Below are 16,925 nucleotides of genomic sequence, written 5' to 3'. Positions count from 1 at the left end.
CCATGACCGCTGTGCTGGAACGTCCCGCACCGGTGCGGCCCACCGGTCCCGCGACGAGGGCGCGCAGGCTGGCCCGGCGCGTCGCGGGGCCGTGGACCTACGCCGCGCTGATCGCCGTGCTGGCCGGGTCGGCCTTCCCGGTGTACTGGTCGTTCGTGGTGTCCTCGCAGACACCGGACGCGATCGACAGCGTGCCGCCGGTCCTGGTGCCGGGCGGGCACCTCTTCGCGAACATCGCCCGCGTCTTCGACACCACCGACTTCGCGCTGGCGCTGGTGAACTCGATCGTGGTGGCGGGCACCGTGACCGTCTCGGTGGTGCTGTTCTCGACGCTGGCGGGCTTCGCGTTCGCCAAGCTCAAGTTCCGCGGCCGCAACGTGTTGCTGCTGCTCATCATCGGCACGCAGGCGATCCCGACCGAGCTCGGCATCATCCCGCTCTACATGATGATGGCCGAGTTCGGCTGGGCCGGTGAGATCCACGCGGTCATCGTGCCGGGGCTCGTGACCGCGTTCGGCGTGTTCTTCATGCGCCAGTACTTCGAGCGGGCGATCCCGGACGAGCTGCTGGAGGCGGGCCGGATGGACGGCTGCCACTCGCTGCGGCTGTTCTGGCACGTCGCGCTGCCCGCGGCCCGCCCGGCGGCGGCCGTGCTGGGCCTGTTCACGTTCATGCAGGCGTGGAACGACTTCTTCTGGCCTCTGGTCGTCCTCACGCCGGAGAACCCGACCGTGCAGACCGCGCTGTCCACCTTGGCCAGTGGCTACACCACCGACTACACGCTGGTGCTGACCGCCGCGACGATCGGCACGGTGCCCGTGCTGGCCGTGTTCCTGTTGTTCGGCCGTCAGATCGTCGGCGGCATCATGTCCGGCGCCGTCAAGGGCTGACTTTCTTTTGGAGACTGCTGTGAGCTTTCCGGACGGTTTTCGCTGGGGCGTGGCGACCTCGGCCTATCAGATCGAAGGAGCGGCGCGGCTCGACGGCCGCGGCCCGTCCATCTGGGACACCTTCGCCCGGGTACCCGGTGCCATCGCGTCCGGCGACACCGGGGACGTGGCCGCGGACCACTACCACCGCTGGGCAGAGGACGTCCAGCTGCTCGCCGGCCTGGGTGTCGACGCGTACCGGTTCTCGGTCTCGTGGTCGCGGATCATGCCCGACGGGCACGGCAAGGTCGAGCGGCGTGGCCTCGACTTCTACCGGCGGCTCGTCGAGGCGTTGCTGGGCAAGGGGATCGAGCCGTTCCTCACGCTGTACCACTGGGACCTGCCCCAGGCGCTGGAGGACGAGGGCGGCTGGCGCAACCGCGACACGGCCCTCAGGTTCGCCGACTACGCCGCCGTCGTGCACGAGGAACTCGGTGACGTGGTCAGGAAGTGGACCACGCTGAACGAACCGTACTGCTCCTCGATCGTGGGCTACGGCGAAGGCAGGCACGCCCCCGGCGCGCGCGAGGGCCACGGCGCGCTGGCCGCGGTGCACCACCTCCTGCTGGGCCACGGCCTCGCCGTGCGGTCCATGCGGGCGAACGGTCTGCCCGAGCAGGAGTTCGGGATCGTGCTCAACCAGTCCCCCACCGTGCCCGTCACGGACTCGCCCGCCGACGTCGCCGCCGCGAACCGCCAGGACGTCCTGCTGCGCCGGCAGTTCACCGACCCGCTGTTCGGCTCCGCCTACCCGGACGAGCTGACGTCGATGTTCGCCGGGATCAGCGACTTCTCGTTCCGGCAGGACGGCGACCTGGAGATCATCGGGCAGCCGCTGGACTACGTGGGCCTCAACTACTACTACCGGCTGCACGTCGCCGACGCGCCGCACCGCGAGCCCGACCCCGCCAAGCGCACGGCGCACGACATCGGCGTCGACACGACGCAGCTGCCCGACGTCCCGCGCACCGGCATGGGCTGGCCCGTCGAACCGGCCGGCATGACGACCGCGCTGGCGGACCTCAAGGCACGGCACCCCGATCTGCCGCCGGTCTACGTCACCGAGAACGGCTGCGTCTACCCCGACGTGGAGGGCTTCGAGGACACCGACCGCATCGCCTACCTGCGCGACCACATCGCGGCGGCGCAGGCGGCGGACGTCGACCTGCGCGGGTACTTCTGCTGGTCGCTGCTCGACAACTTCGAGTGGGCGCACGGCTACAAGCACCGGTTCGGCCTGGTGCACGTCGACTACCAGACGCTGGAACGCACGCCGCGGGCCAGCTACCGCTGGTACCGCGACTTCATCACCGGGGCACGGCGGGGCAGCTGACCGCGGGAACCCTCAGCTCGACCAGGTAGTCGTCGACCCCGCCGCGCGTGCAGGCGCTGCGGGGGTAGGCGATGTGGCCCCACCCCTCGTAGGTCAGCAAGGCGGTGGTGCGCGGCGCCTGCCGCTGGACGTTGACGGCCCACGCGTGCGGGGTCGTCGGGTCGTACCTCGCGTTGACCACCAGGATCGTCGGCGCGTCGCCGAGGTCGAGGCGGTGGGGCGGGTTGGCGGGCGGTCCGGGAACACCGATGCACGCGGTGGCCTCGTCGTGGCCGAGGAAGCTGCCGCGCATGATCGGCGATCGGCGGAGCTCCTCGGCCCGCAGCCGCTGGTACTCGCGGAAGTTCCTGACGCGCAGGGAGAAGTCCTGGCACACCGAGGCCAGGCGCACCGACTCGTAGTTGGGTTCGAAGGCCTGGGCGCGCAGCCCCGTGCCGCCGGTGACCAGGTCCGCCGCCCAGACCCAGTCGGGGTCGCGCAACGCGAAGTACATGTCGTCGAGCAGCCTCTGCCGCCCGCCCGGTTCGCCGTCGGCCCGGACGAGGGCCGCTTCCCAGGCCGCGCGGACGTCCTGCCCGTGCAGCACGCAGGAGTCCGTGCCCGCACACCACTTCTCGAACTCCCTGAACGCGTCGTCCGAGGCAGCGGCCCGGTCTCCCACGAACCGCGCGAGGTCCGCGCTGTGGTCGACGACGCTGTCGAGGACCATCGCGCGGAGGTTGCGGCCGAACATCTCGGCGTAGGCCTGACCGAACACCGTGCCGTACGACAGCCCGAAGTAGCTGATCCTCCGTTCGCCCAGTGCTCGCCGGGCCGCGTCCAGGTCCCTGGCCACGGTGGCGCCGTCGGCGTGGTCGAAGATCAGCCCGCTGCGTTCGCGGCACCGCGTGAGCACGTCCTGGTTGTGCCGCAGCAACGCGGCGAACGCGGTCTCGTCCTGAGGACGGGTCGACGGCCCGCCGGGCAGGAGGTCGGCGCAGCGGATCGCCAGGCTGCCGCCCGTGCCCCGCTGGTCGACGCCGACGATGTCGAACCGGGCCCGGATCTCGGGGCTGAACAGGCCGGAGAGCGCGAACTGCGCCGCCGAACCTCCAGGTCCGCCGGGGTCGACCACCAGCACACCCAGCCGTCGTGCCGGATCGGTCGCGCGATGACGTGCGACAGCGAGGTCGACGCGCTGACCCCGGGGCTTCTTCCAATCCAGCGGCACGCTCAGCGTCCCGCACTCACCCTCGGGGTTGTCCTGGCACGGCGCCCACGCGATGCGACTCGGAGGGTCGGCGTGCGCCGCACCTCCCGAGAGCACCAGGACAACAGCGGCCAGGGATGACGCCAGCGCCCGCCTCATCTCCTCACCCTAGGCGAGAAAGCGCTCTCACGGGCGGCGGATGCGAACGGGTCCGCGCCACTCCTCGGCGGGTGACAGGACCTGATCGCCACTGGTGACCACGACCCGGCCCTGAGCGGCGAGCTCTCGTGCGACCGCGCGCGCAGGGTGAATGAGGTCGCGCCACCCGTCCGCGCCGACAACGCGCGCGGCCTCGGACGGGCAGATCGACTTCTCCGGTCCGCGGGCCTCGACCAGGTCCAGGATCGCGCGTTCCAGCCGCTGCTCGACGGTGCTCACCGCCGCAGGCGCTCCGCCGCGAGCCTGCCCGAGATCAGCACCGGGGGGATGCCGACGCCGGGGGTCGTGCCGCTGCCCGCCAGCACGACGTTGCCGTCCCGGAACGGCAGGTTCCCCGGCCGGAACGGGCCGGTCTGGCCGAACGTGTGGGCGGCGGAGAACGGCGTGCCGGCGGCCTGGCCTTCGCGCGCCCAGTCGTCCGGTGTCACGACCGCGAGCGGCTCGGCGTCGACGAGGAGCTTGCGCGCCGCCATCTCGTCCATGATCTCCTCCGCGTAGCGGTGGGCCAGGGACTCCCAGCGCAGCGGGGCGGCGTCGAGGTTCGGGCAGGGCGCGAGCAGGTACTGCAGGTGCCTGCCCTCCGGTGCCAGCGCGGGGTCGGTCAGCGTGGGCGTGGTGAGCAGCAACGACGGGTCGCTCATCAGCCTCCCCTGCCGGATGATCTCGTCGAAAGTGCCGTTCCACTTGTCGCCGAAGGAGATCGTGTGGTGGGCGAGGTCGTCCACCACCCGGCTGGAGCTCAGGTGCACGACCACCGCGGACGGCGACCAGCGCAACGGCAGGATCCGGCGCGGTTCGCCACGCAGCAGCCGGGTGCTCTGGGCGGGCCCGGTGGCCAGGACGACGGCGTCGCAGGCGATCCGGGCGTCGGCCGTGCGCACGGCGTTCACGCGGTGACCGACGCGTTCGAGCTCCTCGACCTCGACGCCGTAGTGGAACTCGACCCCGGCTTCGGCGGCCGCGTCGGCCAGCGCCTGAGGCACGGCGCGCATGCCGCCGCGCGGGAACCACACGCCCGCGACTGTGTCCATGTACGCGATGACGGCGTAGGCGGCGAGCGCGTCGTTCGGTGCGACGCCGGCGTAGAGCGCCTGGAAGGTGAACACGCGCCGGAGGCGGTCGTCGCGCAGGAACCGCCCCACCGCCTTGCCCAGCGAGCCGAAGCCGCCGAGCCGGGTGAGCCTCAGCAGGTCGGGGCCGACGAGGTCGAGGGGCGAGTCGAAGCTCGCGCCGATGAACCTGTCGCGCTCCACCTCGTAGAGCTTCGTGAGCCACGCCCGCAGGTCGCGGTAACCCTGGGCCTCGCGGTCCCCCGCGAAGTCGCGCACCGCCTGCTCCATGCGGTCCGCGTCGGTGTGCACGTCCAGCGCCGTGCCGTCGGCGAACGCCGCGCGGTAGGCGGGGTGCAGCGGCAGCAGTTCCAGGTGGTCCTCGCGCTTGTGGCCCACCGCGGCGAACGCGTCGTCCAGCAGTTCCGGCATCGTCAGCACGGTCGGCCCGGTGTCGATCCGGTGACCGGCGACGTCGAGCCGGCCCGCGAGCCCGCCGGGGTGCGGCTGCCGCTCGACGACCGTCACCTCGTGCCCGGCGCCGCGCAGGTGCAGCGCCGCCGAGAGCCCCGAGAGTCCCGCACCGACCACGACCACCCGGTCCGTGCGGCCTTTCACCACGTGCACCACTGCGTTCCCCTCAGGTCGTTCGCGTCACGGCACGGTCAGCGAGGCGCATCAGTTCATGACGCACGTCGCTGGGGATGGCCGCGCGTTCCAGCGCCGCCATCCCGGACCCTGCCAGTTTCTCGATGTGCTTCTCCACAGCGGCGACGGCCCCGAGCTCCACGAGCAGAGCGCGCACGTCGTTGACGGTCCGCTCGCTGACGGTGCCGCTCTCCAGGCATCGGCGGAGCAACCGCTGCGCGGCGGGTTTGCCCTGCGCGCGGGAAAGGGCGATGGACATCAACGGCGTCCGCTTGCCCTCCCTCAGGTCCTCCCCCACCGGCTTGCCGGTGACCGAGGAGTCGCCGAACACACCGATCAGGTCGTCCCTCAGCTGGAAGGCGACGCCGATGTCGTGGCCGTAGGCACGCAGGCAGTCCACGACGTCGTCGTCGGCTCCCGCGAGGGCGGCACCGAGGTGCAGCGGCCGTTCCACCGTGTAGGCGGCGGTCTTCAGCGCCGCCACGCGGACGGCGTGCTCCAGCGACTCCTCGCGCCGTGCGACCGCGAGGAGGTCGAGGTGCTGCCCCATGATCATCTCGGTCCGCATCGCCTGCCACGGTCCCCAGGCGCGGCTCAGCGCCTCGGCGGACAGGCCGGCGGTCACCAGCGCGTCGTCCGCCCACGCGAGCGCGAGGTCGCCGACCAGGATCGCCGCGGAGTCGCCGTACTGGCGGGCGCTCGCGGCCCACCGTTCACGCCGGTGCCGCGCCGCGAAGGACTCGTGCACCGACGGCTTGCCCCGCCTGGTCGCCGACCGGTCCATCACGTCGTCGTGCACGAGCGCGCAGCATTGCAGCAGTTCCAGCGCCACCATCGCCTGCACCACGGCGTCGACGGGGGGCGAGCCGCCTCCCGCACGCCATCCCCACCAGGCGAACGTGGGCCTGATCCTCTTGCCACCGGCGAGGATCAGCTCCCGCAGCTCGGCGGCGAGCTCAGGAGCGAGGTCCTGCCTCGCGAGCAGGAAGTCGTGCAGTGCGCCGTCGAGCAGGACGCGGAAGTCGTCCACCTGCGACGTGCGAGCATCCACGCTGGTCAGCAGCGACATCGGCGTTCCCCCGGGAGTGGGTCGGTGTTCGGCTTTTCGAGCTAAGCAGCGCGGCGGGGTATCTGCATGATGAGCACCGCCGTTGTGCGGAGGGCAACTCCCGGACTTAGCGTGGAGCAACCTCCTCCGCGAAAGGACAGCTGATGTCGGCTGAACGCGAACTGGACGCCGCGGGTGTCACCGCACCGGCGTTGCGCGACGCGTACCGGCGCTGCCGTGAGCTCAACGCCCAGCACGGCCGGACCTATTACCTGGCAACCAGGTTGCTCAGCGCGGAGCAACGGCCCGCCGTGCACGCGCTGTACGGGTTCGCCCGATGGGTGGACGACGTCGTCGACGATCTCCACAGTGGACCGGACGAGAAGTCCGCCGAGCTCCTGGCGATCGACGGGCGGCTGCAGACCGCGCTGAGGGACGGGGCGACGGACGACCCGGTGCTGGCGGCGCTCGTCGACACCGTGCACCGCTACGACATCCCGGTTCGGCATTTCCAGGACTTCATGGAGTCGATGCGGATGGATCTCACCGTCACCGACTACCCCACTTTCGCCGACCTCGAACGGTACGTCCACGGATCCGCCGCCGTGATCGGCCTGCAGGTACTCCCGGTGCTCGGCACCACCGTGCCCCGCGAGGAGGCGGAGCCCGCGGCGGCCGCGCTCGGCGTCGCGTTCCAGCTCACCAACTTCATCCGCGACATCGGCGAGGACCTCGACCGCGGCCGGGTGTACCTGCCCGCCGACGAGCTCGCGGCGTTCGGCGTCGACCGGGAACGACTGCTGCGCGCGCGGGCGGAGGGCCGGGCCGACCAGCAGGTGCGGGCCGCGCTGAGGGACCAGGTGCGCAGGGCGCGCGAGGTCTACGAGCGGGCCTGGCCGGGCATCGGCATGCTCGCGCCGCGCTCCAGGCCGTGCGTGCTCACCGCCTACCGGCTCTACGGCCGGATCCTCGACCTCGTCGAGCACGCGGACTGCGACGTGCTGTCGCGCCGCGTGGTCGTGTCGAACGGCAGGCGCCTCGCCGTCGCCCTGCCCGCTCTGGCGAGGGCGGTGTTCGCCCGTGCGGCCTGAAGAGAGGAAGACCATGCGCGACCGGATCCCGCTGCGGGTCTACGACAGCCCGCCGTGGCGCGAGCAGCGGCCGACGTGGCAGGACGCCAAGCCCGCGCTGATCGAGGCGGCGCTCAAGCGCGCCACCGCGCGACCGTCCGGCAACTGGTACGTCGCCGGGGCGAGCCGTGACGTCGTGAAGGGCAAACCGTGCGGACGCACGATCGCGGGTCAGGAGGTCGTGCTCTGGCGCGGGCCCCACGGCGTGCTCATGGCCGGTTCCGGCTCGTGCCCCCACCTCGGTGCTCCGCTGTGCGACGGTGCCGTGGCCGAGGGCAAGCTGATCTGCCGCTGGCACGGCCTCGCGCTCGACGGCACCCGGTTCGGAGCCTGGACGCCGTTCCCCGCGCACGACGACGGCGTGCTGGTGTGGGTCCGCCTCGACCAGGCCGGGGGCGAGGAGCCCCTGTCCGCCCCCGTGCTGCCGCAGCGACCGCCCGCGGGATCGATCGACGCGGTCGCCACGCTCATCGGCCGCTGCGATCCGGAGGACGTGGTCGCGAACCGCCTCGACCCGTGGCACGGCGCGTGGTTCCACCCCTACTCGTTCGCGAACCTGCACGTCCTGGAGACCCCCACCGAGGAGGACGACCGCTTCCTGGTGGAGGTGACGTTCCGGCTCGCCGGCCGCGTCGGCGTCCCGGTCGTCGCCGCCTTCACCTGCCCCGAGCCGCGCACCGTCGTGATGCACATCGTCGAGGGAGAGGGTGAGGGCAGCGTCGTCGAGACGCACGCGACCCCGATCCGCGACGGCCGCACAGCGGTGGTGGAGGCGACCATCGCGCACTCGGACCGTCCCGGGTTCGCGCTGGCCAAGCCTGCGGCGGGAGCGTTGCGTCCGGTCATGCGCTGGGCCGCGGCACGGCTGTGGCGCGACGACCTCGCCTACGCCGAACGCCGGTACGAACTACGCCGGAAGGGTCGGTTCCCGGACTAGACACCCCCGAGTTGCGTCGTTTCTGAGTCGATTTTACGATGGTGTCCCCATCGAGGTCGACTCACCGGAGGACGTGCTCGTCATGCCTGAACTGTCCCGTCTGCCTCAGCCGGTCGTGGAGTCGTGGGACTGGCAGCTGTCCGGTCTGTGCCGCGGCATGGACAGCGCCTACTTCTTCCACACGCCGAACGAACGCGGCTCCGCGCGAGACCAGCGCGAGGCCGCGGCGAAGGCCATCTGCCAGCGCTGCCCTGTCATGGAAAAATGTCGGTCGCACGCGCTGGAGGTCCACGAGACCTTCGGCATCTGGGGCGGACTCGGTGAAAGTGAGTTGAGGGCGTTGCTCGCGAAACGCGCGCGTAAGACGTGACGTACACGCCACGAGCCGTGGCGGGCATGCTCGGCATCGCCCCCACCACGCTCAGGACCTGGGACCAGCGCTACGGCCTGGGGCCTTCCGTCCGCACCGAGGGCGGCCACCGCCGCTACGAGGACGCGGACATCGAGGTGCTGCGCCGGATGGTGGCGCTCACCGCTCAGGGCGTCGCGGCGTCCGCCGCGGCGGTGCTGGCACGCAAGCAGCCGGTGGCTCCGCCCAGCGGCCGGCGCACCCCGATCGACCCCGAGGAAGCCCTGACGGCACAACGGGCTTTTCTGGGCGCCGCGAAACGTCTCGACGAACCCGCGATGGCCGACCTCGCCGCGAAGCTCCTCGTCGCGCACGGCGTCGTGGCCGCGTGGGACGAGGTGTTCGTACCGGCGCTGGTCGAGCTCGGCGAACTGGTCGTCACGAGCGGCCAGGGCGTGGAGATCGAGCACCTGGCGAGCGGCTGCGTCCTGCACGCGCTGCGCGGGATCCCGCGCACCAGCAGTCCGGGACCGCTTTCGGCCTTGCTGTCGTGCGCACCTGACGAACAGCATTGGCTTCCTCTGGAAGCGCTCGGCGCGGCGCTGTCCGAACATGAACTGAGGTGGGGAAACCTCGGCGCGAGGGTGCCCGCCGAGGCGTTGTGCGACGCGGTGGCTCGGTTGTGCCCCCAGGTCGTGCTGATCTGGGCGCACCGGCAGGACCTGGCGCTGCGCGTACCTCTGGAGGAGCTCGGCACCCGTTCGGGGGCGGTGATCGCGGTCGCCGGTTCCGGGTGGGACGGCGTGGCGCTGCCGTCGTTCGTGCGGTGGCCGAGGTCCCTGGCCGAGGCGGTCGGGATAGTGGTGGACCGTCAGTAGACCTGGCGGTCCCGTTCCCCCAGCCGGACCTCGTCCAGGTCGGAGAGGCGCCGCAGCCCCTGCACGGCGCGTGCCATGCGGTGGTTGCCGCGCACCCGGTCCTCGTGCCGGTCGAGCCACGCCCAGTACCCCGCGGTGAACGGGCACGCGCGTTCCCCGGTGCGCCGCTTCGGGTCGAACCAGCACGTCGAGCAGTGGTCGGTCATGCGGTTGAGGTAGGCGCCGCCGCTGAGGTACGGCTTGGTCGCGATCACGCCGCCGTCCGCGTGCTGGCTCATGCCGATCACGTTCACCGGCATCACCCACGGGAAACCGTCCACGAAGGACGTGACGAACCAGTCGTTGAGCGCGGCCGGGTCGTAACCACGTTGCAGCGCATGGTTCCCGAGCACCATCAACCGCTGGATGTGGTGCACCCAGCCGTGGTCGCGCACGCCTTCCAGCGCGGTCCGCAGGCACGCGGCGCGCACCTCGGCCGGGCGCAGCTCCGACCACCACGACGGCAGCTCAGCGGTGGCGCGGAAACTGTTGCGCTGCCGGTATTCCGGGCCGAGGTGCCAGTACAGGTGCCACACGTACTCACGCCAGCCGAGCACCTGCCGGACGAAGCCCTCCACGCTCGCCAGCGGCGCGTCGCCCGCGCGATAGGCGTCCTCCGCCGCGTAGACGACCTCCAGCGGATGCAGGAGCCCGTGGTTGAGCGGCACCGACAACAGCGAGTGCGCCATCGTCCAGTCCTTGGCCAGCACGGCGTCCTCGTGCGGACCGAAGTGCGGCAAGCGGTCGCGCAGGAAGACTTCCAGCGCGTTGAGCGCCTCCTCCCGCGTGATGGCGAAGCGGCGCGGGCCGTCCCTGCCCACCGCGGGCAGGTCCATCGCGTCGAGGTCGGCGCGCACCTGCGCGTCGATGTCGTCCTCCTCCGGCCACCAGGGCGCCGGAACGCCGAGCCGCCCGCGTTTCGGTGGTGGTTCGCGGTTCTCGGCGTCGAAGTTCCACCGGCCGCCCACCGGGGCCTCGCCCTCCATCAGCACGTCGAAGCGGGCGCGCTGGTAGTGGTAGAAGTCCTCCATCAGGAACCGCTCACGCGTCCCCGCCCAGGCGGAGAACTCGTCGCGGGACAACGCGAAGCCCGGTGTGGGCAGCACCTCCACCCCTAGCCCGGTCAGCATCTCGAGCGCGGCGGCGGACCCCGGCTGGTAGGCGACCAGCGGCCGGCCCAGGTCGCGGATCGCCTCCCGGTAGGTGTTCGCCCGCACGAGGGTGACGCGCTCGGGGAACTCGGCGGCGAGATGCCGCATGCCCGACAGCACCAGGTGCAGCTTCTGCCGGTGGTACGGCTTGCGGCGCAGGGCGGCCGCCGACTCGATCAGCACGATCTCGTCGTGTCCGGAGTGGAACTGCGGACCGAGCTGGTCACCGAACAGCAGCAGCGTCGTCATCGGGCACCGCGCAGGTCGGCCAGCACGGCGTGCGCGGCCCGGCGTCCCGAGTGGAGTGCTCCCTGGATCGAGCTGGTGTCGCGGTGGTCACCGCACACGTACCGGCGGCCGCCCGCGCGGACGGACCGCTTCAGCCGGTGCGGCGCGGTCATCGCCGGGATCGCCCGCGGGATGTCGTAGCGCCGCAACACCTCCCACCGGCTGGTGTCCGTGCCGTACAAGCGGTTCAGGTGCGTGCGCACGGCCTGCTCGTCCGCGTCGCCGAGCACCGAGGCCTGCACCAGCGGGGCGTGCGGCGAGTACGGGCGCGACACCTCCGACATCACCGCCGTGTTCACGACCGGGCCGCCGCCCGCGTCGACGACCAGGCACCCGTCGCGCAGCGGGGACCGCGGCGGGCGGAAGTACCACGTGGTCACGCCGTTCCAGCGGGGTTCGACCAGCCCCGGCAGCAGACGGGCCGCCGTCGTGCCGTCCGTCGCCACCACCACGGCGTCGGCGGCGACGCGGCCGCCCTCCTCCAGTTCCACACCGTTGTCGTGCACGGCCCTGACAGGGGTTTCCAGCTGGACGACGTCCTTGGGCAGGCGTTCCGCCATCGCCTTCGGCAGCTCCCCCATGCCGAGCGCCGGCACCGCGGCACCGCCCCGGGCGAAGCTGCGCCACACCAGGTGGAAGAACCTCGACGACGTGCTCAGCTCCGGTTCAAGGAACACACCGGACAGGAACGGCCGGAACACCGCCTCGACCGCGCGGCCGGACACTCCCAGCCGCCGCAGCGCCTCGCGGGTCGTGAGGTCCGGCGCGGTGAACAACGGCCGCACCGGCCCGAAGGCGTCCGGGGCCGAGAACCGGGCGATGGCAGCCACGTCCCGCGCGCTCAGGACGCGCTGGCGCAGGAACCCGTCCCACGCCGACGGCCCGCTGCGGGGATCGGCGAGCAGGTCGTGCCTGCCGTCGTCGTGGACGAACACACCCGGCCTGAAGTGCCGCAACGGAAACGGGTCCAGGCCCAGCCGCGCCAGGTCGGGGTAGGCGGGCAGCATGATCTGGAAGCCGCGGTCGAACCGCACTCCGTCCTCGACGTCGGTCCGCACGCGGCCGCCGACCTCGTCACCCGCTTCGAGCACGGCGACCTCGACGCCCGCCGCCGCCAGTTCCAGTGCGGCGCTCAGGCCCGCCAGACCGGCTCCCACCACGACGATCACAGCGTCCTCCAGCGCCGGGCGGCCGCGCGCAGCAGCGGGACGCGGCCCTCGGCCGGCACCGTCCACAGGTCGGTGCCCGCGACGCCCCAGCGGCTCAGCAGGTGGTTGGCGGCCGCGAACCCGGTGGTGGCGGCGCGTTCCATGAGCGCGACCGGCAGGTCGATGCGCACGAGGTCGCCCGCCACCACGAGGAAGTCGTCCGGCGTGGTGACCCCCGGCCGCCCGGCATAGCCGCCGGCCGGGAAGAGCGGGCAGTCCTCGCGCAGCTCGTGACGTTCGTCGACCACCCCTGCCTGCTTGGTCTCCGGGTAGACCTCGGTGAGCTGCGCCCAGAGCCGGGCGCGTGCGTCCTCCTCGTCCACATCGGACGGGAGCGCGTAGCCGTGCAGCTCCACCACGGAGCCACCCGTGCGCGCGGCCCAGGCCCGTGCCTCGTGCTCGTAGTGGTTGAGCACGCTGATGTTGTCGAGCAGGTCGTGCCCGCCGGTGCCGAGGAACCCGGGCCGGTCCGCGTCCACCGGCGTGTCCAGCCAGTACCTCGACACGAGGAACCGGGGTGCGGTGCGCAACGCGCCGACCTTCTCGCGCCACGCGGCGTCGCCGAGCGCGGGTGAGCCACCGACGAGGGCGCGCAGGCCGGGGACGTCCGCGGCGAGCACCACGGCGTCCGCCTCGATCGCCCCGTCGCCGATGGTGACGGAGAACCGCTTGTGCTCGCCCGGCAGCACGGACCTGACCTCGGTGCCCGTGCACACCGTCGCGCCCAGCAGGGCGAGGTGGCGCCTGAGCGGTTCCCACAGCCCGTGCGGGAACGGGTCGGCGGCCACGTCGAACAGCAGCCCCTCGCTGGAACCGAGGAAGTAGATGTGGAACATCACCGCGAGCTCCGCTGCCGACATGCGGGTCGGGTGGGCGAAGAAGCTGCGGGAGAACACCTCGAAGGCGAGGGCGTGCGCGGCCTCGGGGAAGCGCATGCGCTCCAGGTAGGTCGCGGCGTCGATGCCGTCGAGCTCCTCGTACACCCGCGGCACCGACACGTCGAGCAACGACAGCGCGGCCCGCGCGTTGACGTCGGGCAGGTCGCGCCACCGGAACGTGGGGCTGCTGCGCAGGAACGCGAGCACGTTCCACGGCGCGGTCTTCGGGAGGTTCGCGAAGCCGTCCCGGTGACCGGAGGCGTGCTGCAGCGGGTAGTCCGGCACGGCGACCAGGGCACGTCCGGCCGGGTCGACGCGGTCGAGCAGGGCGCGGAGGTTGTAGTACTGGCGGAAGAACGCGTGGAAGCCGCGCGTCATGGTGGCGTCGCTGCCGTCCGCGAGCCGGGTGCTCCAGCCGCCGACGCGTCCGCCCAGGTAGTCCTCCCGCTCGCACAGCACGACCTGCGCACCGCGTTCGGCGAGCAGCGTCGCGGCGGAGAGCCCGGCGATGCCCCCGCCCACCACCACGACGACGGGTCCCGCTCCGTCGAACTGCGCGCGGCCGGCCGGCGCCGGGATCCGCACGGCCTTGCGATCCCTCACCGCTGCTCCTGTTCCGGCACGTGGCCGCGGAAGGTGTGCACCACACCGAGTTGCAGGCCCGGCAGCGGCGCGCTGCGCACGCCGACGAAGCCGTTGCGCCGCAACCTGTCCCGCAGCGCCGTCGCCCCGTCGAAGTCCATCACGCTGCGCCACAGGTAGGTGTAGAGCGAGCGGTCGCCGGTGACCAGCCACCCCGCCGGCACGATGAACCCGCACAGCAGCGTCCACACAGCCGTGCTCACCGCGGAATCGCGCACCGAGTACTCGTGCAGCACCAACGTTCCGCCGGGTTTGAGCAGTTCCCTGATCCGGGTGAGGGTCGGGTCCGGCTCGGGCAGGTTGCGCACCAGGTAGGCGGCGAACACCGCGTCGAACTCGCCCTCGTCCACGTCCTCGGCCCGGCTGTGCACGAACCTCACCGTGGAGGGCCAGCGCTTCTCCCGCGCCCGCGCGATCATGCCCGCCGACGCGTCCACGGCGACGATCTCCACGCCCGGCGCGGCGGCGACCAGCGCGGCGGTCGAGGCGCCCGTCCCGCAGCCCAGGTCGAGCACCCGCATGCCGGGACGCAGGCCGAGCGCGAGCGCGGACCGGCGCAGCGCCTGGTGGTAGCCGGGGTTCAGCCCGACGAGGAAGTCGTAACCACGGGCCGCCCGGTCGAACTTCCCCGGTACCTCAAGCTTGTTCACGTGCTGGCCTTCCCCGTTCCCACAACAACAACACGGCGGTGACCATGGCGAACCCGTAGAGGAAGTCCTCCACCGGGATGTCCCACGGCACCCGCACCCCGGTGATCGCCCAGTCCGCGTACAGCACGACGGGCGCGTCGAGCTTCGTCAGCCATCCGTCCACCGGCACCTGGAACCCGAGCACGATCGCCATCGTGATCCAGTACGCCGGACGTTTGAACAAACCGGTGCGCAGCAAGAAGAACTCCAGCAGCAGCACCACGACAACCGCCGCCATCGCGGCGAACGAGTACTCCTCAACCATCCCGCGACCAGCGTTCCGAATGTCCTTTGACGGCCTCGTAGGTCAGCACCGCGCAGAGCGGGATCGCCACGAAGAACAGCACTTCCTCGACCGGCAGCACCCCGCCGATCAGGACCCCGGTCGTCGCCTCGGGGTGGAAGCTCCAATGCCCCCGCACGATCGCGACGACGTCCCAGACGGCGAGGACGAGCAGCACGGGCGCGATGGCGCGCACCAGAGCCGGACCGCGGCGGTAGACGCCACGTCCCATCCACTCCAGGGGCAGCGTGATGAGCACGCACACACCCAGCACCATCAAGTATTCGTACTGGCTCCGCATCACCGACCTCCCACGACGACCGTATGGGCGGCGCGGCGAGTCTGCACAACGGCGGCAACACTTCCGTGGTCCGGGTCGCGCGTCAGGTGGGTTCCGCCTTGGAGATCGCGTAGTAGGCGTCCACGGTGTCGCCGTCGATGCCCACGTAGGCGTCGATCCACGCCGCCGCGGCGCGCACCAGCACCAGCACCGCGTCGAACTGCTGGTCCTCCGTCAAGATCCCCAGCACCCCGGCGACACGCCGGTCGTCACCGCACGCCAGCCCGCTCAGCACCTCCGAGGCCACCTCGGCGGCCCGCGCGCAGGTCGCGTCCCCTCGCGTCGCCGGCACGGAGATCGGAATGCGGACGGACGGGTCGAGCGACCCGCGCGGAACACCGCGCAGCAGGATCGCCGCGCACGTGTCGATCGCGACCACCCGCGTCCGCTCGTCCGACACGAGGCACCGCACGGCGTCGACGGACCAGAGGTGATCACGCCTGTTGACGGCGCCCACTGCGGCCAGCGTCAGTTCCCTGGCCTGCACTTCATCGAGTCGATGCATCCGACTCCCGGTCTCCTTCGCGATCGGCCCCGACTGCGCCCCCGCACACGGATTTCTGTGTTGCTACAACTACAACTCAGTCATGGTCAAACGACCGGGCCCGCCCCGCATGACGAGTTCCACGCAGTTCACCCGTCCGCAGCAGCGCATCCGATACCCCTCTTGCCGAAGGGTGTGTCATTCAGATGTTGCTACCATCCGGATGTTGACGACCTGGGAGGCTCACGGTGGCGACTCGGCACCTCTACGTGGTGCGCCATGGCGCGGCGGACCCGTTCGGCGAACTCACCGGCACCGGCGAACGGCAGGCGCACCTGCTGGGCGAGCGCCTGGCCAGGTCGCCGATCGACGCCGTCCTGCACTCACCCCTGGCCAGGGCGGCGCGCACGGCTCAGATCCTGGGCGAACACCTGCCGGCCGTCCCGGTGACCGAGGCACCCGAACTCGTCGACCACGTGCCGCACGTACCGGCCTCTCCCCCGCCTGCCTGGGCGGGCTTCTTCGACGGCTACGACGCGTCGGAAGCGGCCGCAGGCGCCAGCCTCGCGGAGGCCTTGACCGCCCGGTTCGCACGCCCGGCCGAAACCGAGTCGCACGAGGTCCTGGTCACGCACGCCTACCAGGTCGCCTGGCTGGTGCGCCACGCCCTCGGCGCGCCGCCGGACCGGTGGCTGGCGATGAGCTGCGGCAACACCGCGCTGACGGTCGTCCAGTTCCGGGACGGCTCGCCACCGGCCTTGCTGCTGTACAACGACATGAGCCACCTGCCGGAGGAGCTGCGCTGGACGGGCTTCGGGCCGGGGCTCCGGCCCTGAGCGGCCTCACCTCCGCCAGAGCACGCCTCTGTCTGGTTGCCCGGTCGGCACGCCAGCACCGCTGACGCGCCGGAGGACGGCTGCACGGCCCGCGACGAGTCCGAGGCTCGCGTCTGGTGGCTAGTGGTCGGTGCCTGATGCCTGGGGCTGATGCCAGGCGGCTGGGATTGGGTCGGGCGGGGTGGCGGGCGGGGTGGCTGGTGCCCGCTGGCTGGCGGCTGTGACTGCAGCTGACGACGGAGGCTGCCTGGTAGCTCGGGCCAGCGGCTGACGACTGAGGCTGGCCAAGGCTGGGGGCTGGCCTGGCCTGGCCTGAGGGTTGGCCTGGGCCTGGGCTGAGGGCTGGGTCTGGGCTGGGGCTGGGCCAGGGGGCTGGCC

18 protein-coding genes are annotated in these 16,925 nt (G+C 71.8%); 7 read left to right on the top strand and 11 right to left on the bottom strand.

The window, feature by feature from the left end:
* The first annotated feature begins 2 nt into the window (after positions 1-2).
* A complete protein-coding gene (locus tag ORI60_RS42775) occupies positions 3-890 on the top strand; it encodes a carbohydrate ABC transporter permease (protein ID WP_266043718.1) in 888 nt (295 codons plus the stop codon).
* 19 nt (positions 891-909) lie between these two features.
* Positions 910-2,262 (top strand): GH1 family beta-glucosidase, encoded by a 1,353-nt coding sequence (locus tag ORI60_RS42770; RefSeq protein ID WP_266043717.1) that lies wholly within the window; start codon positions 910-912, stop codon positions 2,260-2,262.
* Here ORI60_RS42770 and ORI60_RS42765 read toward each other — a convergent pair.
* The 4 genes from ORI60_RS42765 to ORI60_RS42750 are packed head-to-tail and all read right to left on the bottom strand — an operon-like array spanning position 2,237 to position 6,436.
* Positions 2,237-3,610 (bottom strand): alpha/beta hydrolase, encoded by a 1,374-nt coding sequence (locus tag ORI60_RS42765; RefSeq protein WP_266043716.1) that lies wholly within the window; start codon positions 3,608-3,610, stop codon positions 2,237-2,239. The two genes, ORI60_RS42770 and ORI60_RS42765, sit on opposite strands and share 26 nt — an antisense overlap.
* A gap of 27 nt (positions 3,611-3,637) precedes the next feature.
* Positions 3,638-3,889, bottom strand: coding sequence for a DUF3253 domain-containing protein (locus ORI60_RS42760; protein ID WP_266043715.1), 252 nt, complete (start codon positions 3,887-3,889; stop codon positions 3,638-3,640).
* Entirely contained in the window at positions 3,886-5,346 is a 1,461-nt protein-coding gene (gene crtI / locus ORI60_RS42755) for a phytoene desaturase family protein (RefSeq protein ID WP_266043714.1), read from the bottom strand. The genes ORI60_RS42760 and crtI overlap by 4 nt, the downstream gene beginning before the upstream one ends.
* A gap of 13 nt (positions 5,347-5,359) precedes the next feature.
* A complete protein-coding gene (locus ORI60_RS42750; RefSeq protein WP_266043713.1) occupies positions 5,360-6,436 on the bottom strand; it encodes a polyprenyl synthetase family protein in 1,077 nt (358 codons plus the stop codon).
* A gap of 143 nt (positions 6,437-6,579) precedes the next feature.
* Here ORI60_RS42750 and ORI60_RS42745 point away from each other — a divergent pair, with 143 nt between their 5' ends.
* The 4 genes from ORI60_RS42745 (at position 6,580) to ORI60_RS42730 (ending at position 9,709) form a co-directional block, all read left to right on the top strand.
* Positions 6,580-7,506 (top strand): phytoene/squalene synthase family protein, encoded by a 927-nt coding sequence (locus ORI60_RS42745; protein ID WP_266043712.1) that lies wholly within the window; start codon positions 6,580-6,582, stop codon positions 7,504-7,506.
* A 13-nt stretch (positions 7,507-7,519) separates the two neighbouring features.
* Positions 7,520-8,482, top strand: coding sequence for a DUF5914 domain-containing protein (locus tag ORI60_RS42740; protein WP_266043711.1), 963 nt, complete (start codon positions 7,520-7,522; stop codon positions 8,480-8,482).
* An 82-nt stretch (positions 8,483-8,564) separates the two neighbouring features.
* On the top strand, positions 8,565-8,852 hold the full coding sequence (locus tag ORI60_RS42735) for a WhiB family transcriptional regulator (protein WP_266043710.1): 288 nt from the start codon (positions 8,565-8,567) through the stop codon (positions 8,850-8,852).
* Positions 8,849-9,709, top strand: coding sequence for a MerR family transcriptional regulator (locus ORI60_RS42730; RefSeq protein WP_266043709.1), 861 nt, complete (start codon positions 8,849-8,851; stop codon positions 9,707-9,709). Before ORI60_RS42735 ends, ORI60_RS42730 begins: the two co-directional genes overlap by 4 nt.
* Here the strand turns inward: ORI60_RS42730 and ORI60_RS42725 are convergent.
* The 7 genes from ORI60_RS42725 to ORI60_RS42695 all read right to left on the bottom strand — a co-directional run bounded on the left by ORI60_RS42725 (position 9,703) and on the right by ORI60_RS42695 (position 15,732).
* Positions 9,703-11,148, bottom strand: a complete 1,446-nt coding sequence (locus ORI60_RS42725; RefSeq protein ID WP_266043708.1) for a cryptochrome/photolyase family protein — start codon at positions 11,146-11,148, stop codon at positions 9,703-9,705. The genes ORI60_RS42730 and ORI60_RS42725 overlap by 7 nt on opposite strands.
* The gene (locus tag ORI60_RS42720) at positions 11,145-12,356 is read right to left on the bottom strand and encodes an NAD(P)/FAD-dependent oxidoreductase (protein ID WP_266043707.1); all 1,212 of its coding nucleotides are present in this window, start codon (positions 12,354-12,356) and stop codon (positions 11,145-11,147) included. Before ORI60_RS42720 ends, ORI60_RS42725 begins: the two co-directional genes overlap by 4 nt.
* Positions 12,353-13,876 carry an FAD-dependent oxidoreductase gene (locus tag ORI60_RS42715; RefSeq protein WP_266043706.1) on the bottom strand — a complete coding sequence of 508 codons (1,524 nt, stop codon included), beginning with the start codon at positions 13,874-13,876 and terminating at the stop codon, positions 12,353-12,355. The genes ORI60_RS42720 and ORI60_RS42715 overlap by 4 nt, the downstream gene beginning before the upstream one ends.
* Positions 13,873-14,565 (bottom strand): class I SAM-dependent methyltransferase, encoded by a 693-nt coding sequence (locus ORI60_RS42710; protein WP_266043705.1) that lies wholly within the window; start codon positions 14,563-14,565, stop codon positions 13,873-13,875. Before ORI60_RS42710 ends, ORI60_RS42715 begins: the two co-directional genes overlap by 4 nt.
* Positions 14,552-14,869 (bottom strand): lycopene cyclase domain-containing protein, encoded by a 318-nt coding sequence (locus tag ORI60_RS42705; RefSeq protein WP_266043704.1) that lies wholly within the window; start codon positions 14,867-14,869, stop codon positions 14,552-14,554. Before ORI60_RS42705 ends, ORI60_RS42710 begins: the two co-directional genes overlap by 14 nt.
* Positions 14,862-15,188: a lycopene cyclase domain-containing protein gene (locus ORI60_RS42700; RefSeq protein ID WP_266043703.1), complete on the bottom strand. Its 327-nt coding sequence runs from the start codon at positions 15,186-15,188 to the stop codon at positions 14,862-14,864. The genes ORI60_RS42705 and ORI60_RS42700 overlap by 8 nt, the downstream gene beginning before the upstream one ends.
* Before the next feature lie 82 nt (positions 15,189-15,270).
* On the bottom strand, positions 15,271-15,732 hold the full coding sequence (locus ORI60_RS42695) for a hypothetical protein (protein ID WP_266043702.1): 462 nt from the start codon (positions 15,730-15,732) through the stop codon (positions 15,271-15,273).
* Between the two features lie 227 nt (positions 15,733-15,959).
* Between ORI60_RS42695 and ORI60_RS42690 the strand changes: the two genes are divergently transcribed.
* On the top strand, positions 15,960-16,547 hold the full coding sequence (locus ORI60_RS42690) for a histidine phosphatase family protein (RefSeq protein WP_266043701.1): 588 nt from the start codon (positions 15,960-15,962) through the stop codon (positions 16,545-16,547).
* The last annotated feature ends 378 nt before the right edge of the window (positions 16,548-16,925 follow it).

This window comes from Lentzea sp. NEAU-D7 (genome assembly GCF_026242055.1).
Lineage (GTDB): Bacteria > Actinomycetota > Actinomycetes > Mycobacteriales > Pseudonocardiaceae > Lentzea.
The sequence above is the reverse complement of the archived record's forward strand: the minus strand, read 5'-3'. Positions and strand labels throughout refer to the sequence as shown.